The sequence below is a fragment of the Paenarthrobacter sp. NPDC056912 genome, assembly GCF_042786555.1.
In the GTDB taxonomy this organism is placed as follows: domain Bacteria; phylum Actinomycetota; class Actinomycetes; order Actinomycetales; family Micrococcaceae; genus Arthrobacter.
The window spans coordinates 145,485-170,515 of the sequence record NZ_JBHUCD010000007.1; the positions used below are offsets into that span (position 1 = coordinate 145,485).

A 25,031-nucleotide genomic window follows, 5' to 3' on the forward strand; every position below is an offset into this window, starting at 1 on the left:
CTGGCCGAGCTTGCGAGGTTAGGGGGCTGGCGGGGATTTAGAAAGTGGCGCTGAGCTTGCGGGTGACCTGGGTCAGTGACTGGTCATCGCCCACGTTGCCTGCGAAGACGATGTACGGGATGCCCTTCGCAGGACCGTCCACCGGCTCCCACAGCGAGACAATGCCGGGGAGCATGGGGCCACCGACGATTGCGTGGCGGATTTCCAAGCCGTGCGCGGCCACGTCCGAGGACGTGATGCCGCCCTTGGCGATGACGAACCGCGGCGGGAAGGTCTTCAACGTCCGGTTCACAACAGCCACGACGGCGGCCGAGACGGTGCGGGCGATCTTCAGGCTCGCTGCGGCGTCGTCGGTCTTGATGAGCAGGCGGCTGGTGTGGACGATGACGTCGCCCTTGCGGAGGGCGTTCACGACGTCGGACACGACAGTTGCGATGTAGGTGTCGGCTTCTGCTTCGAGCAGCTTCTCGACATCGATCTCGATGGTGCGAGCCGAGCTGTGCTCTGCCGTGAGGTCATTGAGCTGGCGTGTGGTGACACCGACGTGCGAGCCCACCACAATCAATCCGCCGGCGGTGGAGGGAGTGTTGCCCGCGAAGGCTTCTTCGGGGGTCAGCGCGGTGCGGATTTCCTGGCCGATGCGGCCGCGGACGAACGGCGGACCAACGCGGTAGAGGAGCTTCTTGCCGCGGCGTTCCGCTTCCTCCAAGCCGAGGGCCAGTGCGCGGAAGTCGTTCTCGGTGACGATGTCGGCAACGATCGGGGTGGAGTTGGTAGCGGACTCAATGGCGTCGGCAATTGCCTTGGCGGAAATCATCGGGTCCTGGGCGGAGGCGCCGGCACGGATGATGTTCAGGTCAAGGACAATGACGTCGCTGGCGGGGAATCGGCCCTGCGACTTCTCCTCCACATACTTCGCCATCTCGGAGTTGGCGAAACCGAAGCTCGCGTCCTTGGCGAATTCCGTCTCGGCCACGGGAGTCAGGGAACCGAGGTTTTCTGCTGCGCCCCGCATGTAGTGCACCCCGCCGATGGTGACGCGACCGGCGTCGGGAAAGGCTGGAACGATCACCACGCCGTCGGTGGCTTCGCCGGTTTCAGCAGCCACGGTGGCGGCGATGACGTCCGGCTCCAGCGGGTAGTGGCCACGGAGGGTGGAGTCGCTCCGGCTGACGAACCCGAGGCGTACGTTGCCAGCCGCTGCGGCCAGTGCGTTGCGGACGATTTCCTCGTTGCGGGCTGCGGCTTCTGTCGGATCCAGGCTCCGGGTGTTGGTGAGGACGTAGACGGCCGGCTTGGTCTGGTTCTCACGGATGTGGGTAAACGCCCACGTAAAGTCTGCGACCTCCCAGCGGGTGAGGACCGCCAGATCTGCAACGGACTGCGTGCCGGTGGGGTCGTCGTCGAGAACTACCAGGACGCGGGGGGACGTTGCCGAGGACGCCGCAACGGCGTCGGCAACCAGCTGAGCAGGAATCTGGACTTCCGCCGGGAAAGCGGCCAGTACGTCGGCTTCAAGGGTCACTGTGCACTCCATCGTGGGAAATCTCTGTTGCGGTTAGTGAATGTAAGATGTCTGACATCTAACATTTGAATTAGTGTGACACACGGCTCCTCACGGCGCAAGGTGCCCGGCGTCACTACGCTGGACGCATGAGCAACAGCGCAGTTCCGCTCCCCTTCGTGGATGCCCGCACACCTGCGGCTTCCGCTGGGAAACAGATTCCAGCCGTGTTGATCCACGGTTGGGCGTCCGGCTCCATCTACTGGGAACCCCTCGCCGGGCGACTGCTCGACGCGGGCCGGCCCGTCTGGATTCTCGACCTTCCGGGCTATCACCCAGGGCAGGAGCTGCCGCTCGATTTCGAATGGACGTTGGACTCCGCGGCTGCTTCGGTAGCTGCGGCCGTGGACGCCCGGGGTGGCGGCCCCGTGCATTTGGTGGGACATTCCATGGGCGGCAGCGTCTCCCTGGCCCTGGCCGCAGCCCGTCCGGAGCTTGTGGCCACGTTGACGCTGGTGGGAATGGTTCCGGCTCCCCAAAATGAGGGCTTCAAGAACCTTCTCGTGTCACAGCTGAAGCAAGGATTTTTCGACGCCGGAACCAAGGCGAAGCTCATGAACGCTTGGTACGGGCCGTTGGCCGGCGAGGACATGGAGCGGCTCAGCCAAGGGTTCGGTGTTCCGTTCACGGTTCTGGCCGCCAGCGCCCAGGCGTCCATGACCGGCGTCGAACCTTCAGTGCCCGGGCGCGTTCACGCGCCGCTGCTGGTGATCGCCGGAATCGGGGACCGCGTGCGGTCCATCGAGCAGATGCAGACGTTCGTGGCATCAGGACCGCAGCGGCAGCTCAAGGCGATTCCCGACGCCGGTCACAGTGTGCACTGGGAGCATCCGGATGCATGCGCCGAGGCATTGTATGGATTTTGGGAAACGAGCTGGCCACCGCCAGCGTAAGATGTCTGACAACCAACCCGCCCCGGGGGAAAATCCGCGGGGCGTCGGGCGGTCTGGAGTACAGGAAATGGGGATACATGGCACGCAAGTCGCTGGTCGGCGTCGTGGCTGATGAGTTGCTGGACCGGATCATCGCGGGCGAATTTCCGCCCGGAACCGTGGTACCGGGCGAGCTTGAGCTCAGCGCCAAGCACGAGGTGAGCCGCATGACGGTGCGTGAGGCCATGAAAACCCTTGAAGCGCAACGGATCCTCAGCGTCGAGCGGGGGCGTGGAACATTCGTCAACCCCCTGAATCAGTGGGCGTCACTGGAGGCGGTGTTGCGCGCAGCTTCTGAAGGAACCAAGGATGCAGCCGCCGCGATCCAGCTGATCGAGCTCCGCCGCATGCTGGAAACGGGCGCCTGCGAACTCGCCGCGGAACGCATCTCCGATTCCGAGCTCACCGTGCTCAAGGAGCATGTGGAAAAGATGCAGTCGGCGCACGAGGTGAACGACCTCCCCGGGTTCGTTGAAGCGGATCTCGCCTTCCACGACGTCATCCTCCATGCCTCGGGCAACGTGTTTGTGGCCGTGCTCTTCGAACCGCTGCATCGCGTTCTGGAAGCCCGACGCACGGAGACTTCCGCCTTCCCGGAGATCCAGGAACATGCAATCGGACATCACCGAAAGATTGCCGCTGCCTTGGAATCCCGCAATCCCAATGAAGCCCGGCTCGCGATGGACGCCCACATGCAGCAGACGCTGGACGACCTGAAGACGTTCGTGCTGGAGGCGTAACAACCGCCCAACTGACTCGCATTTGTGGTTGTTTTGAGGGCTCAGAACAACCACAAATGCCAGCTACTTGGGTCAGCGGCGCAGGCTCTCCGAGGGCAGCTCGCCGAAGGTCTTCAGATACAGCGCGGAGAAGCGCCCCTGATGCGTGAAGCCGCAGAGCTCCGCGATAAACGTGACGGTCTGCTCGCGCGGGCTTGCTTCCAGCAGCATCTCCCGGGCGCGATCAAGCCGGATACTCCGCAGCAAGTCCGACGGCGTCGCACCGGTTTCAGCCCGCAGCGCGGTTTGGAGGGTCCTGACTGAAACACCCAGGCACTCAGCAATGTCCGGCACCGTCAATTCCTCGAAGGCATGCCGCTCCAGCAACTCACGGCATTCCCGCACCAACCGGCTTTCGGCGTCCACGTCGCGACTCTCACCCGCAGGCGTTTCCATGGCCATCAGGAACCGTGACACCATGCTGTCCGCAAGCAACCCTTGGACGAACGCCGGGGCCGTGGACTGCCGCTGGCTGATCATGTCGTCATGAAGTTCGACGACGGACCTCAAGAAAGCGCGACCGGCGGCACCTGCGAGGTCCATGCCATAGCCCAGCTCCACAGCGCTTTCGCCATAGAGCTGCCCTGCCACGCGTTCCACCGCTGAGCGACGGACGTAGACAATCAAATGCGGGCTTCCACCGTCCCAGCTCATGGAGAACGGCCGGTCGAGTGGAGGCACCGTCGCCCGCTGCGGCGAGGATTCCACCGTGCTCGATCCCACGCGCATGGACGCATGCCCTGCCAGCGGAATCTGCACCAGATGGAAATCGTTCAGGCCATCCGGTTCAATCCGGACATCGGCGCCGTAGTCCAGGAACTCAATACCCACATCGCCGCGGTGCAAAGAGCGCAGCTTCATGGCAACGGCCGTTTCCCGGGTCCGCGGCGATAGTTCATGTCCGCAGAACAGCTCGGAGACTTTCTCGTGTGCCTCGTCGACGTCCATCGTGACCATAGTTGGACGCCCACGCAGAACATCCCGGGGAAGAATCCTCACCAATCGGCACCTACTTCACAGGGTCAGTTCAGGGGTTTTCGCTTTTCGGATGATCCTCACGCTCAGTGGATATTCCGGATTGCAGCATCTATCTAGAGTCGTTTCCAAGACCAGTATGACCCAGCTCACACAACGATAACAGTGCCGAAAGCGAGGTGAGGATCAGTGCAGAACATCAAGCTCATACACGACCGTCGGGACGAATGGGAGCGGAACCACTTCGAACTCTGGGCGGCGGAGCTCCACGCCAAAGACGTCCAACTCACCTCCGCGGCTTGGGTTGGTTGGCACGAAGAAGAGGACGACCCTGCGTAATTCGGATGATCCTCGCGCCAAGTGGATATTCCGGACTGCCGCCGCTGTCTAGAGTCGCACTCAGAACAATCATGACGCACGTCATATTTCTGCAACATGGTAAATACTGGAAAGGCATGGAGGATGTCAGGACTTGAAGGCAAGACAGCAACAGCCACTCACCCTGATTTCTAGGCACTTCTGAAAGGAGCGGTCATGGACGATTCCGTTGACGTCGCCATCATTGGATCCGGCATCAATTCGCTTGTGGCAGCAGCGGAGCTTGCCCTGGACGGAAAACGCGTGTGCGTCATTGAGCAAGCGGACCGTTTGGGAGGCTTCATCCATTCCTCGGAGCGGACGCTGCCCGGTTTCATCCACGACTCGCTCTCCTCCTGGCACCCGCTGTTCGTGTCCGGTGGCGCCTATTCGGCGCTCGGGGAAGAGCTTCATTCACGCGGCCTGGAGTATTGCAACACTGCCGGACCCGTGACCGCCAGCATCGCCGCGGACCCTGGCTCGGGAGCCCATCGCATCGCGATCGCGCACAGGGACCCGGCGCAGACGGACTTCGAGAGTCCTAGTGACCATGCCGCTTACTTGGCAATGCTCGAGGACCTCGGCCGCAACGCAGGCACCGTTTTCGGGGCCTTCGGGGCGGAGCTTCGATCCTTCAAGGACGTCGCGAAGATCGCTTTCGGAGCTGTTCGGCGCGGGCGTTTCTCCGGGACGGAGGCTTTTGTCCGGGACTCCGTGATGAGCGGCAGAAACTACGTCCGCAGCCGGTTCGATGGCTGGGAGGCAGACCAGCTGTGGGCGCCGTGGCTCCTGCACGCCGGGATTGGTCCGGACCAGGCAACCGGCGGGGTGATGCTGCCCGTGATGGCCATGAGCATGCACGGCTTCGGACTCCCGGTGGTGAAGGGAGGCGCTTCACACTTTGTTGCGGCCTTTGAGACTTTGCTGCGCGACAACGGGGTCCGGATCATGCTGGAGACTGAAGCGGAAGAAATCCTGGTTTCGGGCACAGCCGTCACCGGCGTCCGGACCTCGCAGGGCCTGGTCACTGCTGACACCGTGCTGGCGAACGTCTCTCCCCAGGCCCTTTACACTTCGTTGCTCCGCCAGCCTCCGCCGGCCGCGGCCACAGCAGCAGCGCGGTACCAGAATGGCCGCGGGGCCATGCAGATCCATCTGGCCTTGGACAAGCCTGTTGAATGGCTCGATCCCCGGCTCAACAAGGTGCCGCTGGTGCATATCAGCAACGGTTCGGACAGCACGGGCATAGCCTGCGCCCAGGCTGAAGCGGGCTTGCTCCCGCATGAACCCACCGTGGTAGTGGGACAGCAGTGCATCCTGGATCCGTCCCGGGCACCGGAGGGCAAGGCGACCCTGTGGCTGCAGTTGCAGGAAGTGCCTTTCACCCCGGTGGGTGACGCTTCCGGGAAACTCGATGTCAGCGGCGGTTGGACCGAAGAACTGAAACGGGGCTACCTGGACCGCGTCCTCACACGGCTGGAGCAGTTCGCACCGGGCACTCGCGCCACTGTCCTGGCCTCGGACGTTATCGCACCGACGGACCTGGCCGCCGCCAACCCGAATGCAGTGAACGGCGACCCCTACGGCGGATCTGCTGAGCTCTTCCAGAACCTCCTGTGGCGGCCGTTCCCCGAGGCGGCAGGTCACCAGACCGCCGTCGAAGGTCTCTGGCACATCGGCGCTTCAACCCATCCCGGGCCCGGGCTGTCGGGCGGCTCGGGACACTTGGTGGCGCAGAAACTGACCGCGAAACCTTCACGATTTTCCCGTATTCAAGCAGCACTGAAACCAAGCAAGCGATAGGAGAACAATGTCTGTTCTGGCCGGGCTCACTGCAGCCCTTTCGAATGGTTCGGTGGAGATCATCGACCTCACCACACCGCTCAGTTCCGAAACCCCCATCCTGAACCTGCCCCAGCCGTTCGCGAACACGGTGGGGCTCTCCGTCTCGCCGGTGAGCAATTTCGACGACGCCGGACCGGCGTGGGCGTGGAACGACGTCACCGTGGGAGAGCACGCCGGGACGCACCTGGACGCTCCGGTCCACTGGATCACGGGCAAGGACGGCAAATCCGTGGACCAGATCGAACCGCACCGCCTGGTAGGGCCTGTGGTGGTGATCGACAAATCCCTTGAGGTAGCGGAAGACCCGGATTTCCTGCTGGAACCGGAGCATTTCGAGCAGTGGCAGTCCGAGCATGGGTTGTTCCCGGAGAACTGCTGGGTCATTTTCCGGACCGGGTGGGCGGTCCGCGGCGCTGACGCTGCGGCTTTCGTCAACGCGGACGACGCCGGACCCCACACTCCCGGGGTCTCCGCCGCGGGTGCCAAGTGGCTCGCCGGAAACGCCTCGATCAGCGGCTTCGGCGTGGAAACGGTGGGCATCGACGCCGGCCAAGCCGGGGCACTGGATCCGATGTTCCCGGTCCATTCGTTCTTGCTGGGCGCCGACAAGTACGGGGTGACGTCGCTCCGGAATGTGGACCGGCTCCCCGTCACGGGCGCCACGCTGGTGGTAGCTCCCTTGCCAATCGTGGGCGGGACGGGAAGCCCCAGCCGGGTGTACGCGCTGGTAGAAAAGCACGCGGCTGAAAAAGGCGCGGTGGAGCGCGCATGAGTGGGCAGGTCCGGGTTTCAACCCTGGTGGGCAGGACACTTGCCAAGCTCGGCGTCGGGCATGTCTTCGGGGTGGTGGGCAGCGGCAACTTCGATGTCACCAGCACACTCATGGCCCAGGGCATCCCGTTCACCGCCGCCCGGCACGAGGGCGGCGCGGCCACCATGGCCGACGCCTACTCGCGGATGTCCGGGAAGGTTGGAGTGGTCACCACGCATCAAGGCTGTGGGCTGAGCAACGCCATCACAGGGATCGGCGAGGCAGCGAAGAGCCGCACCCCCATGATTGTGCTCACGGCCGATACCCAGGCCGCGGCGATCCGTTCGAACTTCAAGATCGACCAGGATGCCCTGGCCCGCAGCGTCGGTGCCGTCGCGGAACGGATCCATTCCCCCGCCACCGCCGTCGCGGACACCATCAGGGCGTTCCGGACCGCGGTGAATGAGCGCCGAACCGTGGTCCTGAGTCTGCCGTTGGACGTCCAAAGCGGAACCGCTGCGTACGAGGTGAGTGCCGTCGTCGTGCCTGTCCCGCTGAAGGTGCGCCCGGACGCTGCTGCCGTGGAAAAACTCGTGGAGCTGATTGCGAATGCTGAACGGCCCGTATTCGTCGCCGGACGCGGCGGGCGCGGTGCCCGGGACGAAATCCTCGCACTCGCCCAGCACGCCGGGGCGCTGGTGGCGACGTCGGCGGTGGCGAGCGGGCTGTTCAACGGCGATGCGCACAACCTCGGCATCTCGGGCGGTTTCTCCTCCCCGCTGACCGCCGAACTGATCAGTGGCGCGGACCTGATCGTGGGTTGGGGTTGCGCGCTGAACATGTGGACCATGAGGCACGGGCGGCTGATTTCCCCGGACGCCAAGGTGGTCCAAATCGACGTCGAGGATGCCGCTCTGGGCGCCAACCGGCCCATCACCCTGGGCCTGCTGGGTGACTCGGGGCTGACCGCGGCCGACGCTCTGGTGGCGCTTCGGGGCGTGCAGCCCGAACCGGCGGAAAAGTACCGGACCGAAGCCAACGCCCTGGCCATCAAACAGGGCTCGCGGTGGCGGGACGTGGAGACAGAAGACCTGTCCACGGCCACGTCCATTGATCCGCGCGTCCTCACCCGCGAACTCGATACCCTGCTCCCGGCCGCGCGGATCGTTGCCGTGGATTCTGGCAACTTCATGGGCTACCCCAGCCAGTACCTTGCTGTGCCGGACGAGTTCGGATTCTGTTTCACCCAAGCATTCCAGGCAATCGGGTTGGGCCTGTACACGGCCATCGGAGCCGCCCTCGCCCAACCGCACCGGCTGCCCGTCCTCGGCGCAGGAGACGGCGGCTTCCTCATGGGCATCAGCGAACTCGAGACCGCGGCACGACTGAAACTGCCCTTGGTCTGCATCGTCTACAACGACGCCGCCTACGGAGCCGAAGTCCACCACTTCGCTTCGCAGCACTCAGAGCAAGAACTCTCCAGCGTGGTGTTCCCTGACACCGACATCGCCGCGATCGCCCGCGGATTCGGGGCGGAAGGCGTCACCGTCCGAACCCCGGCCGACCTCGAAGCCGTGCGCCCGTGGATTGCCGACTACCACGCCGGGACCCAAGACCGGCCGTTGGTGATCGACGCGAAAATCGCCTCCGACGGCGGCTCGTGGTGGCTGGCCGAAGCCTTCCAAGGCCACTAGCCCCGGGACACCCAACTGGGTAGCAGAAGAGGCCGTTTTGAACCCTCAAAACGGCCTGTTCTGCTAGTTACTTGGGTGGGTTACGCGTCGATGTCCGTGTTCACGATGTAGACATCGCACGGAGCTCCGTGCGCCACGCTGTTGGCGATGCTGCCCAGGACACGGCCCAGGCCCTTCATCCGCTTGTTTCCCACCACGATCAGAGAGGCGTTGTTGGCCTCGGCATAGTTGATCAGGGCATTGGCCGGAGTACCGCGGGCCGCGAAATACTTGACGCTGCCACCGGGGATTTCAAGTTCCTCGGACACCTTGCGGGCCACGTACTCTGCGGAGTCCGCCGAGGAGACGGTGATCCGGTCACTGCCGCTGCCGAACTCTTCGATGCGGTCGTCGGAAAAGCCGCTGATCACGTGCAGTTCGGCGCCAAGTGCGGTGGCGAGCTTCGCTGCTGCCACTGCTGCCCGCTTCGCCGTTTCGCTGTTGTCAACGCCGACGACAATAACTTCTGACATGAGTACTCCTGGTTGTGGGATTCACTGAGTGGTGCTCCAAGAAAATCTACACTCCATCACGATCGGCCGGGATAGCTCGTTGACGACTCGCGTGTTTGGAGCCCGTACGGACTCTGGTCGCGAGGAGATCCGTGGGCTAGTCTGCATGAACGGCTTGCCCGGCGAGCCGGCTTTCCAGGGATTCAGAGACGATGATGAGGAGCACCATGGCTGACCACACATATAGCGTTTCCGAGATTGTAGGAACTTCTTCCGAGGGCGTGGACGCGGCAGTCAGGAATGGCATCGCAGCGGCTTCCCAGACACTGCGCAACCTGGACTGGTTTGAGGTCAAGGAGATCCGAGGTCACCTTGAGGACGGCGCAATCGCCGACTGGCAGGTCACCATCAAGCTTGGCTTCCGCCTGGAGCGCTGACTCACCCTCCCGCGAGATGACAGTTAATGCCAATGTTCCTGAAAAACATTGGCATTAACTGTCATCTCGGCGCGCGGGCTCCTTGACCTCAGCTTGGGTGCCCACCTCACCAAAGCTGCTGAGCAGCGTCAAAGCGTCCGACGACGGCGAGCCCGCCTTGGCGGAATACACCCGCAGCAATTGGTCGGGGTCGTCCGGGAGACTCAGGGTTTCGAAGTTCAGTTCCAGATCCCCGACGATCGAGTGGTGCAACCGGACCGTTCCCGCGGACCGTGAGGCCACCCTGTGTCCGGCCCACCATTGGCGGAAATGGTCGCTGTGCACGGCGAGCTCGCCCACGAGCTGGTTGGTTTGGGGATCGTTCGGGTGGCGGCCCACATCCATGCGCAGAGCTCCGACGGCCTCGGCGGCTACGGTCTTCCAATCCCTGAACAAGGCCCCGGCCACAGGGTCCAGAATGATCCAACGAGTCAGGTTCCGCTCCGGGGCAGGCAGCGAGGCGAAGTCAGCGAACAGCAGCTGCGCCATACGGTTTCCTGCCAGGACGTCAGCTCTCCGGCCCAGCACCATCGCGGGGACATCCCCGACGGCGTCGAGCAACTGCCGCAAAGCGGGCCGTACTTTTTGTACGGGTCCCGGACTACTGGCGGAATTGGCGCAATGCTCCAGCAGATCCATCATGTGCGCCTGCTCCCCCGCGTCCAAGCGCAGCGCGCGTGCCACGGACTCCAGGACGGCCTTGGAGGGATGGATGTTGCGGCCCTGCTCAAGGCGCGTGTAGTAGTCAGTGCTCACTCCGGAAAGTCGAGCAACCTCTTCACGGCGGAGCCCGGGCACCCTGCGGGAACCACTGGACTCGAGTGTTCCTGCGTCTTCCGGAGACAGGCGGGCACGCATGACTTTGAGGAACTTGCCGAACTCGGCGCTTTGACCCATCTGTCCATTCTGCCGCCCGTAGCGTGCCAAAGGCCACCGTTCTGGGTAGGACTACCAGACCTAGGAAAAACAGGATCATGCAGGATTGCTGACTCCAAGGCAAAAACTGCATAGGCTCAGTACAGTGCCTCCGAAAACGCTTTCTGGAAACCAGCTCCATGCTGCCGAACAGGAACCTGGAGCGTCGCATCCATAACCATTTCCGTCAAAGGAGACCGTCATGCCAGAGCTGACATTGAATAACGGCGTCACCATCCCCCAGCTCGGATTCGGTGTCTTCCAAGTCCCTGCGGATGAAACGCAGAAGGTAGTGGAGGACGCCCTCGAAGCGGGATACCGCCACATCGACACCGCTGCCGCCTACCGGAATGAGGCTGGTGTCGGGGCCGCCATTGCCGCCGCCGGGATCCCCCGGGAAGACCTTTTCATCACCACCAAGCTTCGCAACGGGGAGCAAGGCGAAGCCTACGATGCCTTCCAGCGCAGCCGGGAAGCGCTGGGCTTGGAGGTCATTGACCTCTACTTGATCCACTGGCCGGTCCCCTCGCAGGGCCTCTTCACTCAGGCGTGGAAGGAAATGGAGAAGCTCCACCAGGACAGGCAGATCCGGGCCATCGGTATCTCCAACTTCCTTGCAGACCACGTGGACACGCTGCTGCGGGAAACGGACGTGGTGCCGGCCGTCAACCAAATCGAGCTCCACCCCACATTCCAGCAGGGAGAGCTTGCGGCAAAGTGCCGCAAGTTGGGAATCGCTGTTGAGGCATACAGCCCGCTGGGTCAAGGCAAGGACCTCAACGCTGAGGTCGTGGCCCTGGTGGCGGCGGCCCACGACGCCACCCCGGCGCAGGTGATCCTTGCCTGGCATCTTGCGCAGGGAACCATCGTGATCCCCAAATCCGCAGACTCCACCCGTATGCGCGAGAACTTCGGTGCCGCGGACCTCAGCCTCAGCGAATCCGAACTGGCGGCCATCACCGCCCTGGAGGCGGGCGCCCGCATTGGTTCCGATCCCGCCGTCGCAGCTTTTACCCAGTTCTAGCAAAAGGAAAAAATCAGACATGCAGTACACCCACCTGGGCCGCTCCGGCCTGAAAGTTTCCCGTCTCTGCCTGGGCACCATGAACTTCGGTCCGCAAACCGACGAGGCAACAGCACACTCGATCATGGATTCCGCACTGGATTCCGGGATCAATTTCTTCGACACCGCCAACGTTTACGGCGGAACGGAACATCGCGGCTGGACCGAGGAAATCATCGGCCGCTGGTTCGCGAAGGGCGGCGAGCGCCGCGAACGGACTGTCCTGGCAACCAAGCTGTACGGCACCATGACTGACCGGCCCAACGAGTCCAAGTTGTCGGCGCTGAACATCCGGCGCGCATTGGACGCGAGCCTGAAGCGCCTGCAGACGGACTACATCGACATCTACCAGTTCCATCACATCGACCGCGATACCCCGTGGGACGAGATCTGGCAGGCGATCGAGGTCGCAGTGCAGCAGGGCAAGATCCTGTATTCGGGCAGCAGCAACTTTGCCGGCTGGCACATCGCCCAGGCTCAGGAAGCTGCACGCAAGCGGAATTACACGGGCCTGGTCAGCGAACAGTCCATCTACAACCTGTTTAAACGTGAAGTCGAGCTTGAGGTCATCCCTGCCGCCCAGCAGTATGGGCTGGGCTTGATCCCGTGGTCGCCGCTGCAGGGCGGGCTCTTGGGCGGGGTGCTGAAGAAGGAAGAGCAGGGCGTCCGCCGGGCTGAAGGACGGGCACTCGAGACCCTCAGAAAGCATGAGGACCAGATTCGCCAGTACGAGGATTTCGCGGACGAACTTGGCCAAAAGCCCGGCGACGTGGCGCTGGCTTGGCTGCTTCACCAGCCTGCCGTGACTGCGCCGATTGTTGGACCGCGGACCCAGGAACACTTGGATTCGGCCATCCGTGCGCTGGACGTCACCCTGAACGATGACGCCCTCAAGCGCCTCGACGACATCTTCCCCGGCCACCGTCCCGCGCCCGAAGACTACGCCTGGTGAGCAGCCTCCTCCCGGCAGCGGACACGGTCTCGCCCCGCAATATCCTGTTCATCGGCGGGACCGGGGTCATCAGTGCGGCGGCGGCTGAACGCGCCGTCGCACTGGGCCACCGGCTGACCATCCTCAACCGGGGACGGTCAGCCGGGCGGCCGGTTCCGGAAGGCGCGGAAGTGCTGCACGCGGACATCCGCGATCCCGGGGCTGTGCGTGAGGTACTCCAGGGAAGGGAGTACGACGCCGTTGCGGACTTCATCTCCTTCACCCCGGATCAGGCGCGGGCTGGTTTGGATTTGTTCCGCGGGCGGACGGGCCAGTATGTCTTCATCAGTTCCGCTTCGGCCTACCAGAAGCCGCCAACGACGCTTCCCGTCCGGGAGTCGACGCCTTTGAAGAACCCCTTCTGGCAGTATTCGCGTGACAAGATCGCATGCGAGGAATTGCTGTTCGAGGCCTACCGCGAGCAGGACTTTCCTGTGACCGTGGTGCGGCCTTCCCACACTTACGATCGGACCAAGATCGCTATGGTGGGCGGGTGGACCGATATCCATCGCATGCGTGCCGGGATGCCGGTCATGGTGCACGGAGACGGGACCTCGCTTTGGACCCTGACGCATAGCCGGGACTTTGCCAAGGCGTTCGTTGGTCTCTTGGGCAGGCCTCAAGCCGTGGGCGAGAGTTACACCATTACCTCTGACGAGTTCCTCCCGTGGGACCAGATTTACCGCCTGTTCGCCCGTGCGGCCGGTGTTCCTGAGCCTGAGCTCTTCCATGTGTCCTCGGAAACCATCGCGGCCCACAGCCCTGAACTCGGGCCCAACCTGCTGGGCGACCGCTCCCACTCGGTGGTGTTCGACAACTCCAAGATCAAGGCATTGGTTCCTGACTACCGGGCCACGATCCCGTTCGCCGACGGTGCCAGGGAAATCATCGAATGGCACGATCAGCACCCCGAACTGCAAGTGGTGAAAGAGGATTACATGGAGCTGAGCGACCGGCTTCATGACTGGTCGCGCAGCTAGCTGTTGCCAAGCAGCCGGCGCCCGGCGTAGAAACGTAGAAACCCAGAGGAGATAACGCCCATGACACTTGCCCCGCTCATCGAGCTCAACGATGGCCACAAGATCCCGCAACTCGGGCTGGGTACCTGGCCCCTGAACGACCCCCAGGTTGCGGACGCCGTGGCGGAGGCTGTTTCGCAGGGTTACCGGCACATCGATACTGCGGTGAAGTACGGCAATGAGAAGGGCGTAGGTAACGGCATCCGCAATTGCGGGCTGGATCGAAGCGAACTCTTCATCACCACCAAGTTGGACGGCGGGTTCCAAGGTTCCGGCAAGGCAATTGGCGGGCTGGAGGGATCCCTTGAACGCCTGGGCTTGGACTACGTTGACCTGCTCCTGATCCATTGGCCGCTCCCCCGCCGGGATGAGTTCGTGTCCACATGGAAGACGTTCCAGGAACTTCAGGCTTCCGGCAAAGTCCGGTCGATTGGTGTCTCCAACTTCAAGCCTGCGCATCTTGACCGACTGCTGGCCGAGACGGACATCGTCCCGGCAGTCAATCAAATCCAGGTCAGCCCTTCCATCCCTCGGTCGGTTGCCCGCGCCTTCAATGAGCAGCACGGCATCGTCACCGAGTCCTACAGCCCTTTGGGTGCCAGCAGCGATCTGCTCAACGCTCCCGTGCTGGCTGATGTTGGCGCCAAGTACGGAAAGACGCCGGGCCAAGTGGTGCTCCGTTGGCACGTCCAGCAGGGCCTGGTTGCCATCCCCAAGACCGCGAACCCGCAAAGGATGAAGGAGAACCTGGACGTCTTCGACTTCGCGTTGGACCAGGACGACCTCACCAGGCTGCAAACCCTCGACGCCGGACCTGACGCGGGCGTCGACTCGGACGTCCAGGGGCACTGACGTGGAACCACTGATGTGGGCCGGCTGTTACACGGCAGACAGGGACGGCAATGGCAAAGGCATCGTCGCGCTCTCGGCAGATGGGAACGGGAAACTGACGTCTGCGGGGTTGGCGGTAGCGGCCAACTCGCCGTCGTTCCTTGCCTTGCACCCGACGCTGCCGGTGATCTACGCCGTGGCTGAGGAGGGCAAGACCGTTCGGGCTTATCGTCAGGCTGGCGCCGCCGAGTTGGAGGCCTTTGGCGAGCCCTGGCCCGCCGGCGATGCCACCTGCCACGTCGCGGCGGATCCACACGGACGGTTCATCGTGGCCACCTGCTGGGGTGATGGCCAGGTGATTCTCTACGAACTGGACCACGACGGCGCTATCACCTCGCGCACCAGCGCGGCACCCGCCGTCGATCCCCACTCCACGGCACCGGCCGACGACGAGCGGCCCAGCCGCGCGCACGCCAGCCTGGTACTCCCCGACGGGCGCGTCATGACAACCGACCTCGGGCACGACCTGGTCCGGGTGTGGAAGTACGTGCCGGGAGGGGGCCTGCAGCCCGACCATCAGGTTGTCCTGCCCAAGGACTCCGGCCCCAGGCATCTGGCTCGCCACCACAGCGGGACCGTTTTTGTGGACACGGAGTATTCGGTGGAAGTTGCCGCCGTGCGGATGGAACCGGACGGCACCTACGAGCTCTCGGCCATGGTTCCGGCCAGCATCAACAAGGCGTTCGACGGCGACTCCGGGGCGGAGATCGCACTGTCGCCGGACGGCCGGTTCGCGTACGTGGGCGTCCGTGGATCCAACCGCATCTGCGTGCTGAAGGTTGCCGACGACGGAACCGGCCTTGAGCCCGTGGCCGAGGTGCCGAGCGGCGGCGACTGGCCCCGCCACCACCTGGTCCGCGAAGGCTGGCTGGACGTGGCGCACGAAAGGTCTGACGACGTCGTCAGCTTCACGCTGGACCCGGAGACCGGGCTGCCTGACGGGCCGGTCAGCCGCGTGGAAACGGGCTCGCCGAGCGCGCTGGTGCTCGCCCGTTAACTGACGCCGAGATGGCATTTAATACGTATGATCCGCTCAGACATTGGTATTAAATGCCATCTCGGCGAGTCTTTTCAGACGGACCAGACCTCGACGTCGTCCGTGCCGCAGATCAACTTGCGGCCCGATGGTTCCAAGATCACCCAGAGCAGCTCCTGGTGCTGGGAGACGTCGTCAACGCGACCCGTACCTGCGCCCCACGCGACGTCGTAGATCCACACGGGATCGCCCGTGCTGAGTTCGGTCCACTGATCCGCGGGAACGTGCCGGTAATCGGCTGGCCTATTCAGGATGGTGGTGGTCATGCCGACACTTCAGCGGCAGTTCGCCGCCGCCAGACAGTCGCCGCACCGTTGTAGGCGGGGAGGACGTGGCCCTCGGCGAAAACCTGCACGGCATCCGGATTGGAATCCGGACTCCACAAGCCCGACGCCGGGCAGTGGGAACCGGTGGGCATGACGCGGGTGGCTCGTTCGCGCAGGAGGGCGATGCTCTTCATCGTTGAAACTCATCCTTGGGTAGCTCGGGCACTGCGTGGTGTGAAGCAGATCTCTTCAACCCTATGCAAGTCACAAGAGCTTCGTTATGGACGAATGCATAACGTTTACCGCTGGAGCCATGCATTGACACAGTGGGATTGAATGCCAACCCACGTTGGGGGACAGCAAACGTCGCCCTGAGTTGTCAGAGCGACGTTTACAGTCCCGGGTGGAGCTATTTGTAGCTCACGCTCAAGAGCATGGACTTCAGTTGGGCGTACTGCGTGGTGCCCATCCATGCCTTCGCAGCCTCCGGGGTGGCAAAGGTGGGCCGCTTGTCGATGTCAAACTTCACGTACGCGATCATGAACCCGTTAGGCATCTTGATCTGATTTGTGCCGGAAGAAGCCTGCCCGGATTGAAGCTCAGAGGACAGACGGATGTCCATGACGTACGCCGGAGGAGAGTCGGAACGCCCACCAGCCGTGGGCATTCCTCCGTTACCGGAGTTGTAGTCGACGTTCATGAAGTAGTTCAAGGAGAAACCGAATTCCACCTGGTTTCCTGCTGTATCCGTTACTCCAGGAACCACGGCACGGTCCAGAACTGTCCTGTCCACCAGCCCGGCAGTACCGTCGCCGTAGAAACCGCTGCTCATAAAGGCGACCTCGGCACCGGTGCTGTCCAAAACGGTGGCCCCATCGGAAGGACCTTGTTCCGGGCGAACGGTCCAGCCCAAGGGGTAGGTGAAGGAAACGTGTCCGTCCGGGAACGTGAACGTCTGCGACGTCGGCAACGGCGGAACCACAGGCGCGGTGGTGGCAGCAGCCGGGACGGTGGGAGTTGGCGCCTGGGTAGGCGTGGTGGTCGGAGTCGCCTCCGGGGTGGCCGACGGCGTGGGGGTGGGGGTAGGCGTGGCTGAGGCACTCGGCGTGGGCGTTGCTTCCGTCGGGGTGACGGTCACTGCCGGCGCAGGAACAGCCGCAAGCTGGCCGAGGTTGGCAGCAACAAGGACACCTGCGGTTACGGCAGCGGCAGCGAGCAGCAGCCCCCCCGTGATCCTGGCCTTCCGGCGCCTGCGCTCTTCCAAAGACACCACGGTTGGGTTGTTGTCGCTGAAGACGCGCGGTCCGGACAACATGCGGCTTAAGGCCTCTGCCCCGTTGATCTCAGTCTCCGGATCATTCTTCAGAGGGTCGATCGCGGAAATCTGGCTCTTGATCGGATCCATCTCAGACTCCCATCTTCTGTGTAGTCGTTTCGGCGCCCGCGGGCAGCTGCTTCCGGAACGCTGCGCGGGCGCGGTGCAGCCGGACCTTCGCTGCGGATTCGCTGCAGTTCAGCACCAGTGCAATCTCGGCTGTACCCAAGTCGTCCCAGTACGCCAACTGCAGGACGTCCCTATCCTTGGCGCGCAGCCGGTCCATCGCATCCTGGACCACGACGTTCTCGGAGTTATCGCCGTAGCGTTCCACCGCCGTCGTGCGCAGTTTTTCCTGCAGCGCGTGCTGCCGATCGCGGCTGCGGTAGGCGTTACCCACGAGGTTGCGGGCAACGGTCAACAAGTAGGGAAGATCCGGATGCGAGTCATCCGCCCATTTTTGCCAGACGACCCGGAAAACATCGGCGGCGATTTCTTCAGCCATCTCCACCGATTCCACGCGCCGGCGAACGAACCGGAAAACGGATGGATAGCTGTCTTTGTGAATGGCGATAAACGCCAATTCGCGCTCTGAAAGCACGATTTTCCCCCTGGAAAGTAGAGCCCTGAACTGCAGGATACTTGTATAGTTTCCGGCCGAGTTGCCATGGTTACAGGTTTTGAAAAACTTTTGGCCGATGCCCGCGATAGATTCGACTCACCAACCCCGAGCGAAAGCGTGGCAGAACCATGGTGGAATCAGGACCCGCAGCAGACTGGGCCCGCAAGCAGGTTGACCTTGGGCGGATACCGGTGGGGGTGTTGGGGATTGCGTCCAGCGAGGGCATCGAGGAGGTCGTGGCGTTCGGAGCCGACGGCGGCAGGCAAGCCACGGCCGAGGACCACTTTGCGCTGTTCTCCGTCTCCAAACCCATCAGTGCCATGACGGTCATGCGCCAGGTGGAGCTTGGGAAGTTGTCACTGGGCAATGCGCTGAGCGACGCCCTGCCCGGCTTCGGCGCCGGCCGCACGGACACCGTGACGCTGGAACACCTGCTCAGCCACCGCTCAGGGATTGCCGATCCAGCGCTCGACGGCGGCACCCCCCTCCGCGAGGACCTCACCTCCGCGGAGCAGGCCTTTTACGCGGGGTCTCTGGTCCAGTACTGCAATGTCGCTTTCGAGGGTGCCGCGGCCATGGCCGAGTGGGCTGATGGGCGCCCCTTCGAGGAGCAACTCCTGTCCTTGGCGGGTGACACCGGCGCCAAAGGCCTCACGTTCAGCACCGACTCCAATCCGCACACCGTCCACGGCACCGACGCGGCAGGCCTGGACGTCCACGCGATGTACCGGAAAAGGCACCCAGGTGCCGGGCTGTTCGGCACGGCCACGGACCTGCTCAACCTGGGCTCGGAGCTCCTGCGGGATTCCGGAAAGGCTGTCCGACCCGCAACGTTGGCTGCCATGCGTCGCCCGCGGACCACGGAGCTTTCCCACATCACCACCCGGCCCAAGCCACTGCGCCACACCGGCCTTGGTTTCCAGTTGCCCGCCAACCAGTCCGAGCTATTGGCACAGGGAATCTACGGGCACCCCGGGTGGGCCGGGACGGAGTGGTGGATGTTCCCCGAACAGGACCGTTGCGTCGTGTTCCTGACCAACGTGCTGGACACCCCGGACCGTGGCGTGGACACCACCGAGTTGTTCAACGCTGTGGCGGCTTCCTAGGACCCGGCTCTGACGCTCCGGCCACGCCAGGCTGAGACGGCCCACACGATCACGAAGAGTCCCACCAGGATCAGTCCGGCGTCGCCAAGGTCTATTTCTCCGAGCCACGTTGTCAGCGGGTCCTCCAGCTCAAATGCCGCGTTCACGAAACCGCCCAGGGTGATCACGGAGATGAAGAGCGCCGAAACAGCGGAAATGCCGGTGATCACGGCGTTGAAGCCGAGCTTGCGCTGCGGGTTATGGATGGCCGATTTGTACATCTTCATCATGGCCACGCCGTTGGCGGAATCGCACAGGGTCATGGCGGCGGTGAACGCGAGCGGGAGCGCCATCAAGGCGAGCGGTGAGACACCCGCGAGTGACGCCGTCGTGGTGATGACCAGCAGCCCGATGGTGGTGGCGGTGTCGAACCCGAGCCCGAACAGGAATCCGATCACGTAGATATTGCGCGGCCGCTCCACCTTGGACAGCGGCTTGGCAAGGAGCCGGGCCACAAATCCCTTGGCTTCAAGGTCTTCGGCGCGGACCTCGCCACCGGCTTGGACGTTCCGATAGACCTGAGTGGCGCGCAGGAACGCCGAGCCGTTGAACAGCCCCATGGCGAGCAGGAACAGCCCCGACACTCCGCTGCCGATCAGGCCCAGAACCTTGTTTCCGGTGGTGCCGTCGTCCATGAACTGCCCGATCATGGTCGCCCCTGCCACCACCAGCAAGCCCGCCAGGACCACTACGGAACTGTGGCCCAGGCTGAACGCGAAACCCACGCTTACGGGATCCTTGTGCTGCGCCACGAACTTCCGGGTTGAGTTGTCGATCGCCGCGATGTGGTCCCAGTCGTAGCTGTGCTTGATGCCGGCCACGTAGGCGGTGATCACCAACCCGAGCGCCAGCGGCTGCCCCGCACCTGCCGATCCGGCAAGCAAGAGCACGACGGCGGCAATGTGCAAAGCGGCCACTGCACCGAAGGTGAACAGCAGCCGGGTCCGAAGGGACAGCTTCTCCCGCTCCCGGTACATGGTGGCGAACTCGGTCAGCGCAGTCATCAGTACTTCCTCAGGTTCAAGGGCTCCTGGCCGTACCAGCGTTCACGCAGAACGCCGGTGCAGGCTCCCAGCAGTTTGTTGAGTTCCTCAGTGCTGTTCGACAACGATCGCAACACAAGCCCGCAGGTCCCGGCAATAGTCATCGTCAAAGAAACTCCCGTATACGCATCAGAGTCCCGGGCTATGTTGGCCAGCTCATCGGCGAGCGCCTGATCCACCCGCGGGTCCACCACCACCAACGATCCCAGGTGGCTAAAGCCCTCCATGAACCCCATCCCCGTGACATCGTTGACGGGCGGGAGAATCAGGAGGTTGTCGAGGGCCAACAGCTTCGCGCCGTATTCGTCCTCGACCCGGATCTCGTTACGCAGCCGCACTTCCTCGTACTTGAAGGAAGCCCCGTCCGGGGACCACCCCGGTGTGATGACCTCGGCCATGACAAGGCTCGACGACGGGTGGAGACTGATGCGCGAATTCTGCCGGTAGCTGGCCTCCCGGTAGGCAATCAATTGGTCCGGCACCAACTCCAACCTGGCGCCCTCCCCCAGCCTGATATTCATCCGCTGCTCGGCGAACGACCCCGGAGTCCGGTACACCTTTGTAGCCGACTGAGTGGTCAACAACAGCGCGGCCCCCGCCTCAACGTCTACATCAATGAGGAACAGATCGGCCCCAAGATACGCCCCTCCAGGATTGACCATGACGTAGCAAACCTGCCCGCTCTGATCCAAGTAATGCGGCCGCAGCACCCGCAAAGCGCCCTCATGAAACTGCCGCGAAGCAACGGACCTCCCGCCCCGCACACTGACTCCGAGTTCAAGCCGCCCCCGCACCTCCCGCTCCGGGGCGCGGTCCCTTATCCCCGCCGAAGCGGTGACGGCCGTCCTCATAGAGCCAAGTCGAGCATCAAGACGTCGCGCCGGATCCAGTTCAGGACATTCCCCAGCCCTTCGTCGGTCTTCAGATTCGTGAAGCAGAACGGTTTGTTGCCGCGGAATTCCTTGGAGTCCCGCTCCATGACGGAGAGGTCTGCCCCGACGTGTGGGGCCAGGTCCGTTTTGTTGATGATGAAGAGGTCGGACTTGATCATTCCTTGGCCGGCTTTGCGGGGGATTTTTTCCCCTTGGGCGACGTCGATGATGTAGATGGAGAAGTCGACGAGTTCGGGGCTGAAGGTGGCGGACAGGTTGTCGCCGCCGGATTCGACGAAGATGACTTGCAGGTCGGGGTGCCGGGTTTTGAGTTCTTCGATCGCGGCGGTGTTCATGGAGGTGTCTTCGCGGATGGCGGTGTGGGGACAGCCGCCGGTTTCGACGCCGATAATCCGGTCCTCGGGCAAGATGCCGTTGGCGGCCAGGATTTTGGCGTCTTCGATGGTGTAGATGTCGTTGGTGATGGCGGCCATGGAGATGTCGCCGCTCATGTGGCGGGTGATGCGTTCCACGAGCTGCGTTTTGCCTGCTCCGACGGGCCCGCCGACGCCGATTTTGATGGGTTCTGTCATGTGTCCTCCTGGGTTAGCTCATGAACATGCGGGCGCGTTGCCGTTCGTGCCGCATTTGTGAAATTTCCAGTCCGGGGCTCACTGCCCCGAAGTCGTCCCAGCACAGCCGTGCTACATCCCGGACGGCGGCAGCAACGGCGTCGTGCGCTTGACGAAGTACCCGCTGCCCGGCGTTCTGCCCCAGCGGAATGGCGCGCACGGCGTTCTGTGTCAGGGAAGTAACCGTGGCAAACAAATAAGCGGAAAGCGCGTCCTCGAAAGGAACGCCGAGCGACCGTGCGATAACCCCAAAAGCCAAAGGTTGATGCCCCGAAGCACCCCCCTCACGAATGAGCCCCCGGTACGCCTCCAGTTCCGCCGACGGAAACACTTCCCCGCCAATCTCCAACAGCCGTCCCCCCATCTTCAAAGAAGCCTCCCGCACCTCCCGGGCCAACAGCTGCCCGCTCAACACCCCATCCAACAAGCCAACATCCACCCCCTCAAACAGGAAGCGCAAAGCCAACCCATCCGAATAAACCAACTGCTGCCCCACAAACGCAGCCAACCACGCGCTGAATGTCACCTCATCACCCACGAGCCCACGGTGGATGTAGCTCTCAAACCCCAAAGAATGAGCAAACGCCCCCGTAGGCAGCGCCGAGTCGGTCAACTGCTGAAGAGCCAGCTGATACGTCGCACTCATCGCGGGCCCTCAAGGGTGAGCCGACAGACAGCCGCGCCGGATTTTTGGGCCGCGGTGTGGAGGGCATCGCGAAGCGGGCACGGCCCAAAATCCGGGGCGGCGCCCCAGCCGCCACCACCCGCGGGCACACGATTAGTGCGAATGCTCAGCATGGCGGAACGGCACCGGCATGACCCGCTCTTGCCTGTCATAGGGGATGCCGACGCTCTTCAGATAGTCCTCTACGGTGTGGTCGTACTGGCACACCATGACCTCGGCCCCGTACTCGCTCGACTCGTCGAAGAACTGTGCCTGGAGATGCCGGTTGCCGAGCGAGTGCGCTACGACCCCCATTTCGTGGATGCTCCGCGGCCCGATAACAAGGACGTCCGTGGGCAGCACCGAGATGACGATGACGTTGGCGTCTTCGACGGCGAGGATGTCGCCGTCGCGCAGGTCGCCTGTACCGGTGGGGAGGCGGATGCCGAGTTCTTTGCCGTGGTCGGTGGTGACGCGTTGGATGCGTTTGACCAGCAGGGCGCTGGGGAGCACCACCTTTTCTTTGTGGTGGTTTGTGTAGGCGTCGGGCTGTTCGTGCAGGTTGCCGAGAATTTTTTCGATGATCATGGGGTCCTAGAAGAGGAAGTAGCGCTGCGCCATGGGCAGCACGTCGGACGGCTGGGAGGTGACTTCGACGCCGTCGACCGTCACCTTGTAGGTTTCGGGGTCGACGGCGATGTCCGGGGTTTCGCCGTTGTATTTCAGGTCCGCTTTGGTGAGGTTGCGGATGCCGGTGACGGGTTTGATGATGCGTTCGAGGCCCAGCTCGGCGGGCACTCCGGCGTCGATGGCTGCCTGGGACAGGAAGGTGATGGATGTCTTCTGGAGGGCTTTGCCGTAGGTGGCGAACATGGGCCGCATGGTGCGGGGTTGCGGCGTGGGGATGGAGGCGTTGGAGTCGCCCATGAGTGCGTAGGCGATCTGCCCGCCCTTGATGACCAGCTCGGGTTTCACGCCGAAGAACGCGGGATCCCAGAGCACAAGGTCGGCGAATTTGCCCTCTTCCACGGAGCCGATCGCGTCTGCCATGCCCTGCGCGATGGCCGGGTTGATGGTGTATTTGGCGACGTAGCGCTTGAGGCGGAAGTTGTCGGATTCAGCGGAGCCGTGGACGGTTCCGGACGGGTCCTTCAGCACTCCGCGTTGGCGTTTCATGGCGTCGGCTACCTGCCAGGTCCGGGTGACCACTTCACCTACGCGGCCCATGGCTTGGGAATCGGAGGAGGTGATGGCGAAGATCCCAAGGTCGTGGAGGACGTCCTCCGCGGCGATGGTTTCGGCGCGGATGCGGGAGTCTGCGAAGGCGACGTCCTCGGGGATGTCCGGGTTGAGGTGGTGGCAGACCATGAGCATGTCCAGGTGCTCTTCGATGGTGTTCTTGGTGTACGGCAGGGTGGGGTTGGTGGATGCCGGGAGCACGTTGGGCAGCCCGGCGATCTTGATGATGTCCGGGGCGTGCCCGCCGCCTGCGCCTTCGGTGTGGAAGGTGTGGATGACGCGACCGTCGATGGCCCGGATGGTGTCTTCCACGAACCCGCATTCGTTGAGGGTGTCGGTGTGGATGGCAACCTGGACGTCGTATTCGTCGGCGACGCGCAGGGACATGTCGATGGAGGACGTGGTGGAGCCCCAGTCCTCGTGGACCTTCAGTCCGACGGCACCGGCGCGGATCTGCTCCGCGAGGGGCTCGACGGCGGAAGCGTGGCCTTTGCCGAACAGGCCGATGTTGACCGGGAGCCCTTCGGCGGCCTGGAGCATCCGCGAGATGTGCCAGGCGCCGGGCGTAATGGTGGTGGCTTTGGTTCCTTCGGCTGGACCTGTGCCCCCGCCCACCATGGTGGTGATGCCATTGCAGAGCGCCGCGGGAACCTGTTCCGGGGAGATGAAGTGGATGTGGGTGTCGATGCCACCGGCTGTGAGGATCTTCCGTTCGCCGGCGATGATCTCCGTGCTGGCACCGATCACGATGTCCACGCCGTCGGTGATCTGCGGGTTGCCGGCCTTGCCGATCTTGAAGATGTGCCCGCCCCTGAGGGCAACATCCGCCTTGTAGATACCGGTGTAGTCCAGGACAACCACGTTGGTGATGACGGTGTCCGGAATGTCCTCCGCGCGGGTCAGTTGGCCGTTTTGGCCCATACCGTCGCGGATCACCTTGCCGCCGCCGAACACCACTTCTTCGCCGTGAACCGTGTAGTCCTTCTCGATTTCGAGGAACAGTTCGGTGTCGGCCAGGCGGATGGCATCGCCGGTTGTCGGGCCATACAGCTCGGCGTACTGCCGGCGGGGAATCTCGAAGCTCACTGGTGGTCCCTTTCCGCCGCGACGCCCGGGCGGGGTTCTCCGGCAACGCCAGTTCCGCCGTCGAGCTTTCCGTTAACTGCGTTGCTGAGGCCGAACACTTCACGGGACCCGGCGAGCTCGATCAACTGGACCGTTTTCCTGTCGCCTGGCTCGAACCGTGCGGCCGTGCCCGCAGGGATGTCCAAGCGGAGGCCGCAGGCGGCTTCGCGGTCGAACTCCAGGGCCCGGTTGGCCTCGGCGAAGTGGTAGTGCGAGCCGATCTGGATGGGCCGGTCGCCGCGGTTCACAACCTCGACGGCGATCGCCTCACGGCCGCTGTTGCAGGCGATGGATCCGGGCTGGAGCCTGTATTCACCGGGGATCATGGG

The 25,031-nt window shown here is 63.4% G+C and carries 28 protein-coding genes; 13 read left to right on the plus strand and 15 right to left on the minus strand.

Features of this window, described 5'->3' with window-relative positions; all coding sequences use genetic code 11:
* Positions 1-37: 37 nt before the first annotated feature.
* Positions 38-1,525 carry a four-carbon acid sugar kinase family protein gene (locus ACFRJ9_RS09995; protein ID WP_377667001.1) on the minus strand — a complete coding sequence of 496 codons (1,488 nt, stop codon included), beginning with the start codon at positions 1,523-1,525 and terminating at the stop codon, positions 38-40.
* Positions 1,526-1,653: 128 nt separating this feature from the next.
* Here ACFRJ9_RS09995 and ACFRJ9_RS10000 point away from each other — a divergent pair, with 128 nt between their 5' ends.
* Complete coding sequence (locus ACFRJ9_RS10000) at positions 1,654-2,457, plus strand: alpha/beta fold hydrolase (protein ID WP_377667003.1); 804 nt, start codon at positions 1,654-1,656, stop codon at positions 2,455-2,457.
* Positions 2,458-2,534: 77 nt separating this feature from the next.
* On the plus strand, positions 2,535-3,236 hold the full coding sequence (locus ACFRJ9_RS10005; RefSeq protein WP_377667005.1) for a FadR/GntR family transcriptional regulator: 702 nt from the start codon (positions 2,535-2,537) through the stop codon (positions 3,234-3,236).
* Between the two features lie 72 nt (positions 3,237-3,308).
* On the opposite strand, the gene ACFRJ9_RS10010 is transcribed toward ACFRJ9_RS10005, so the two are convergent.
* Entirely contained in the window at positions 3,309-4,223 is a 915-nt protein-coding gene (locus tag ACFRJ9_RS10010; RefSeq protein ID WP_377667007.1) for an AraC family transcriptional regulator, read from the minus strand.
* 216 nt (positions 4,224-4,439) lie between these two features.
* Here ACFRJ9_RS10010 and ACFRJ9_RS10015 point away from each other — a divergent pair, with 216 nt between their 5' ends.
* From ACFRJ9_RS10015 to ACFRJ9_RS10030, 4 genes are all read left to right on the plus strand, one after another.
* Entirely contained in the window at positions 4,440-4,589 is a 150-nt protein-coding gene (locus tag ACFRJ9_RS10015; protein WP_377667009.1) for a hypothetical protein, read from the plus strand.
* Between the two features lie 195 nt (positions 4,590-4,784).
* Positions 4,785-6,410, plus strand: coding sequence for a phytoene desaturase family protein (locus ACFRJ9_RS10020; RefSeq protein WP_377667011.1), 1,626 nt, complete (start codon positions 4,785-4,787; stop codon positions 6,408-6,410).
* Between the two features lie 7 nt (positions 6,411-6,417).
* Positions 6,418-7,224, plus strand: coding sequence for a cyclase family protein (locus ACFRJ9_RS10025; RefSeq protein WP_377667012.1), 807 nt, complete (start codon positions 6,418-6,420; stop codon positions 7,222-7,224).
* The gene (locus ACFRJ9_RS10030) at positions 7,221-8,897 is read left to right on the plus strand and encodes a thiamine pyrophosphate-binding protein (RefSeq protein ID WP_377667014.1); all 1,677 of its coding nucleotides are present in this window, start codon (positions 7,221-7,223) and stop codon (positions 8,895-8,897) included. Before ACFRJ9_RS10025 ends, ACFRJ9_RS10030 begins: the two co-directional genes overlap by 4 nt.
* Positions 8,898-8,977: 80 nt before the next feature.
* Here the strand turns inward: ACFRJ9_RS10030 and ACFRJ9_RS10035 are convergent, their stop codons facing one another.
* Positions 8,978-9,409: a universal stress protein gene (locus tag ACFRJ9_RS10035; protein WP_377667016.1), complete on the minus strand. Its 432-nt coding sequence runs from the start codon at positions 9,407-9,409 to the stop codon at positions 8,978-8,980.
* 206 nt (positions 9,410-9,615) lie between these two features.
* Between ACFRJ9_RS10035 and ACFRJ9_RS10040 the strand changes: the two genes are divergently transcribed.
* Complete coding sequence (locus ACFRJ9_RS10040; protein ID WP_377667018.1) at positions 9,616-9,825, plus strand: dodecin; 210 nt, start codon at positions 9,616-9,618, stop codon at positions 9,823-9,825.
* Between the two features lie 54 nt (positions 9,826-9,879).
* Here the strand turns inward: ACFRJ9_RS10040 and ACFRJ9_RS10045 are convergent, their stop codons facing one another.
* On the minus strand, positions 9,880-10,761 hold the full coding sequence (locus ACFRJ9_RS10045) for a helix-turn-helix transcriptional regulator (RefSeq protein ID WP_377667021.1): 882 nt from the start codon (positions 10,759-10,761) through the stop codon (positions 9,880-9,882).
* A 220-nt stretch (positions 10,762-10,981) separates the two neighbouring features.
* Here ACFRJ9_RS10045 and ACFRJ9_RS10050 point away from each other — a divergent pair, with 220 nt between their 5' ends.
* The 5 genes from ACFRJ9_RS10050 to ACFRJ9_RS10070 are packed head-to-tail and all read left to right on the plus strand — an operon-like array spanning position 10,982 to position 15,740.
* Complete coding sequence (locus tag ACFRJ9_RS10050; protein ID WP_377667023.1) at positions 10,982-11,803, plus strand: aldo/keto reductase; 822 nt, start codon at positions 10,982-10,984, stop codon at positions 11,801-11,803.
* Between the two features lie 19 nt (positions 11,804-11,822).
* A complete protein-coding gene (locus ACFRJ9_RS10055) occupies positions 11,823-12,794 on the plus strand; it encodes an aldo/keto reductase (protein ID WP_377667025.1) in 972 nt (323 codons plus the stop codon).
* On the plus strand, positions 12,791-13,813 hold the full coding sequence (locus ACFRJ9_RS10060; protein WP_377667028.1) for an NAD-dependent epimerase/dehydratase family protein: 1,023 nt from the start codon (positions 12,791-12,793) through the stop codon (positions 13,811-13,813). Before ACFRJ9_RS10055 ends, ACFRJ9_RS10060 begins: the two co-directional genes overlap by 4 nt.
* Positions 13,814-13,873: 60 nt before the next feature.
* Positions 13,874-14,704, plus strand: a complete 831-nt coding sequence (locus ACFRJ9_RS10065) for an aldo/keto reductase (RefSeq protein ID WP_377667030.1) — start codon at positions 13,874-13,876, stop codon at positions 14,702-14,704.
* A gap of 13 nt (positions 14,705-14,717) precedes the next feature.
* Positions 14,718-15,740 carry a lactonase family protein gene (locus tag ACFRJ9_RS10070; RefSeq protein WP_377667196.1) on the plus strand — a complete coding sequence of 341 codons (1,023 nt, stop codon included), beginning with the start codon at positions 14,718-14,720 and terminating at the stop codon, positions 15,738-15,740.
* Positions 15,741-15,814: 74 nt separating this feature from the next.
* Here ACFRJ9_RS10070 and ACFRJ9_RS10075 read toward each other — a convergent pair whose 3' ends face one another.
* The 4 genes from ACFRJ9_RS10075 to ACFRJ9_RS10090 form a co-directional block, all read right to left on the minus strand.
* Positions 15,815-16,045 carry a hypothetical protein gene (locus tag ACFRJ9_RS10075; protein ID WP_377667033.1) on the minus strand — a complete coding sequence of 77 codons (231 nt, stop codon included), beginning with the start codon at positions 16,043-16,045 and terminating at the stop codon, positions 15,815-15,817.
* Entirely contained in the window at positions 16,042-16,239 is a 198-nt protein-coding gene (locus tag ACFRJ9_RS10080) for a hypothetical protein (RefSeq protein ID WP_377667036.1), read from the minus strand. The genes ACFRJ9_RS10075 and ACFRJ9_RS10080 overlap by 4 nt, the downstream gene beginning before the upstream one ends.
* A 215-nt stretch (positions 16,240-16,454) precedes the next feature.
* A complete protein-coding gene (locus ACFRJ9_RS10085; RefSeq protein ID WP_377667039.1) occupies positions 16,455-17,450 on the minus strand; it encodes a hypothetical protein in 996 nt (331 codons plus the stop codon).
* 1 nt (position 17,451) lies between these two features.
* Entirely contained in the window at positions 17,452-17,961 is a 510-nt protein-coding gene (locus ACFRJ9_RS10090; RefSeq protein ID WP_377667042.1) for an RNA polymerase sigma factor, read from the minus strand.
* Positions 17,962-18,110: 149 nt separating this feature from the next.
* Between ACFRJ9_RS10090 and ACFRJ9_RS10095 the strand changes: the two genes are divergently transcribed.
* Positions 18,111-19,088, plus strand: coding sequence for a serine hydrolase domain-containing protein (locus tag ACFRJ9_RS10095; protein WP_377667045.1), 978 nt, complete (start codon positions 18,111-18,113; stop codon positions 19,086-19,088).
* On the opposite strand, the gene ACFRJ9_RS10100 is transcribed toward ACFRJ9_RS10095, so the two are convergent.
* From ACFRJ9_RS10100 to ACFRJ9_RS10130, 7 genes are all read right to left on the minus strand, one after another.
* Complete coding sequence (locus ACFRJ9_RS10100; protein WP_377667048.1) at positions 19,085-20,131, minus strand: HoxN/HupN/NixA family nickel/cobalt transporter; 1,047 nt, start codon at positions 20,129-20,131, stop codon at positions 19,085-19,087. The two genes, ACFRJ9_RS10095 and ACFRJ9_RS10100, sit on opposite strands and share 4 nt — an antisense overlap.
* Positions 20,131-21,021 (minus strand): urease accessory protein UreD, encoded by an 891-nt coding sequence (locus ACFRJ9_RS10105; RefSeq protein WP_377667051.1) that lies wholly within the window; start codon positions 21,019-21,021, stop codon positions 20,131-20,133. Before ACFRJ9_RS10105 ends, ACFRJ9_RS10100 begins: the two co-directional genes overlap by 1 nt.
* Entirely contained in the window at positions 21,018-21,635 is a 618-nt protein-coding gene (gene ureG, locus ACFRJ9_RS10110; RefSeq protein ID WP_377667053.1) for an urease accessory protein UreG, read from the minus strand. The genes ACFRJ9_RS10105 and ureG overlap by 4 nt, the downstream gene beginning before the upstream one ends.
* A 13-nt stretch (positions 21,636-21,648) precedes the next feature.
* Positions 21,649-22,320 carry an urease accessory protein UreF gene (locus tag ACFRJ9_RS10115; RefSeq protein ID WP_377667056.1) on the minus strand — a complete coding sequence of 224 codons (672 nt, stop codon included), beginning with the start codon at positions 22,318-22,320 and terminating at the stop codon, positions 21,649-21,651.
* 132 nt (positions 22,321-22,452) lie between these two features.
* Complete coding sequence (gene ureE / locus ACFRJ9_RS10120) at positions 22,453-22,926, minus strand: urease accessory protein UreE (protein ID WP_377667059.1); 474 nt, start codon at positions 22,924-22,926, stop codon at positions 22,453-22,455.
* A gap of 6 nt (positions 22,927-22,932) precedes the next feature.
* Positions 22,933-24,663: an urease subunit alpha gene (gene ureC, locus ACFRJ9_RS10125; RefSeq protein ID WP_377667062.1), complete on the minus strand. Its 1,731-nt coding sequence runs from the start codon at positions 24,661-24,663 to the stop codon at positions 22,933-22,935.
* On the minus strand, positions 24,660-25,028 hold the full coding sequence (locus ACFRJ9_RS10130) for an urease subunit beta (protein WP_377667065.1): 369 nt from the start codon (positions 25,026-25,028) through the stop codon (positions 24,660-24,662). Before ACFRJ9_RS10130 ends, ureC begins: the two co-directional genes overlap by 4 nt.
* Between the last annotated feature and the right edge of the window lie 3 nt (positions 25,029-25,031).

What these genes read in the sequence shown, in the direction of transcription:
- ACFRJ9_RS10070 (WP_377667196.1), top strand. Translation starts at nt 14,718, where the DNA reads ATGTGGGCCGGCTGTTACACGGCAGACAGGGACGGCAATGGCAAAGGC.
- ACFRJ9_RS10065 (WP_377667030.1), top strand. Translation starts at nt 13,874, where the DNA reads ATGACACTTGCCCCGCTCATCGAGCTCAACGATGGCCACAAGATCCCG.
- ACFRJ9_RS10040 (WP_377667018.1), top strand. Translation starts at nt 9,616, where the DNA reads ATGGCTGACCACACATATAGCGTTTCCGAGATTGTAGGAACTTCTTCC.
- ACFRJ9_RS10095 (WP_377667045.1), top strand. Translation starts at nt 18,111, where the DNA reads ATGGTGGAATCAGGACCCGCAGCAGACTGGGCCCGCAAGCAGGTTGAC.
- ACFRJ9_RS10025 (WP_377667012.1), top strand. Translation starts at nt 6,418, where the DNA reads ATGTCTGTTCTGGCCGGGCTCACTGCAGCCCTTTCGAATGGTTCGGTG.
- ACFRJ9_RS10020 (WP_377667011.1), top strand. Translation starts at nt 4,785, where the DNA reads ATGGACGATTCCGTTGACGTCGCCATCATTGGATCCGGCATCAATTCG.
- ACFRJ9_RS10035 (WP_377667016.1), bottom strand. Translation starts at nt 9,409, where the DNA reads ATGTCAGAAGTTATTGTCGTCGGCGTTGACAACAGCGAAACGGCGAAG.
- ACFRJ9_RS10100 (WP_377667048.1), bottom strand. Translation starts at nt 20,131, where the DNA reads ATGACTGCGCTGACCGAGTTCGCCACCATGTACCGGGAGCGGGAGAAG.
- ACFRJ9_RS10130 (WP_377667065.1), bottom strand. Translation starts at nt 25,028, where the DNA reads ATGATCCCCGGTGAATACAGGCTCCAGCCCGGATCCATCGCCTGCAAC.
- ACFRJ9_RS10080 (WP_377667036.1), bottom strand. Translation starts at nt 16,239, where the DNA reads ATGAAGAGCATCGCCCTCCTGCGCGAACGAGCCACCCGCGTCATGCCC.
- ACFRJ9_RS10045 (WP_377667021.1), bottom strand. Translation starts at nt 10,761, where the DNA reads ATGGGTCAAAGCGCCGAGTTCGGCAAGTTCCTCAAAGTCATGCGTGCC.
- ACFRJ9_RS10030 (WP_377667014.1), top strand. Translation starts at nt 7,221, where the DNA reads ATGAGTGGGCAGGTCCGGGTTTCAACCCTGGTGGGCAGGACACTTGCC.
- ACFRJ9_RS10005 (WP_377667005.1), top strand. Translation starts at nt 2,535, where the DNA reads ATGGCACGCAAGTCGCTGGTCGGCGTCGTGGCTGATGAGTTGCTGGAC.
- ACFRJ9_RS10000 (WP_377667003.1), top strand. Translation starts at nt 1,654, where the DNA reads ATGAGCAACAGCGCAGTTCCGCTCCCCTTCGTGGATGCCCGCACACCT.
- ACFRJ9_RS10105 (WP_377667051.1), bottom strand. Translation starts at nt 21,021, where the DNA reads ATGAGGACGGCCGTCACCGCTTCGGCGGGGATAAGGGACCGCGCCCCG.
- ACFRJ9_RS10115 (WP_377667056.1), bottom strand. Translation starts at nt 22,320, where the DNA reads ATGAGTGCGACGTATCAGCTGGCTCTTCAGCAGTTGACCGACTCGGCG.
- ACFRJ9_RS10075 (WP_377667033.1), bottom strand. Translation starts at nt 16,045, where the DNA reads ATGACCACCACCATCCTGAATAGGCCAGCCGATTACCGGCACGTTCCC.
- ACFRJ9_RS10010 (WP_377667007.1), bottom strand. Translation starts at nt 4,223, where the DNA reads ATGGACGTCGACGAGGCACACGAGAAAGTCTCCGAGCTGTTCTGCGGA.
- ureG (WP_377667053.1), bottom strand. Translation starts at nt 21,635, where the DNA reads ATGACAGAACCCATCAAAATCGGCGTCGGCGGGCCCGTCGGAGCAGGC.
- ACFRJ9_RS10055 (WP_377667025.1), top strand. Translation starts at nt 11,823, where the DNA reads ATGCAGTACACCCACCTGGGCCGCTCCGGCCTGAAAGTTTCCCGTCTC.
- ureE (WP_377667059.1), bottom strand. Translation starts at nt 22,926, where the DNA reads ATGATCATCGAAAAAATTCTCGGCAACCTGCACGAACAGCCCGACGCC.
- ACFRJ9_RS10085 (WP_377667039.1), bottom strand. Translation starts at nt 17,450, where the DNA reads ATGGATCCGATCAAGAGCCAGATTTCCGCGATCGACCCTCTGAAGAAT.
- ACFRJ9_RS10050 (WP_377667023.1), top strand. Translation starts at nt 10,982, where the DNA reads ATGCCAGAGCTGACATTGAATAACGGCGTCACCATCCCCCAGCTCGGA.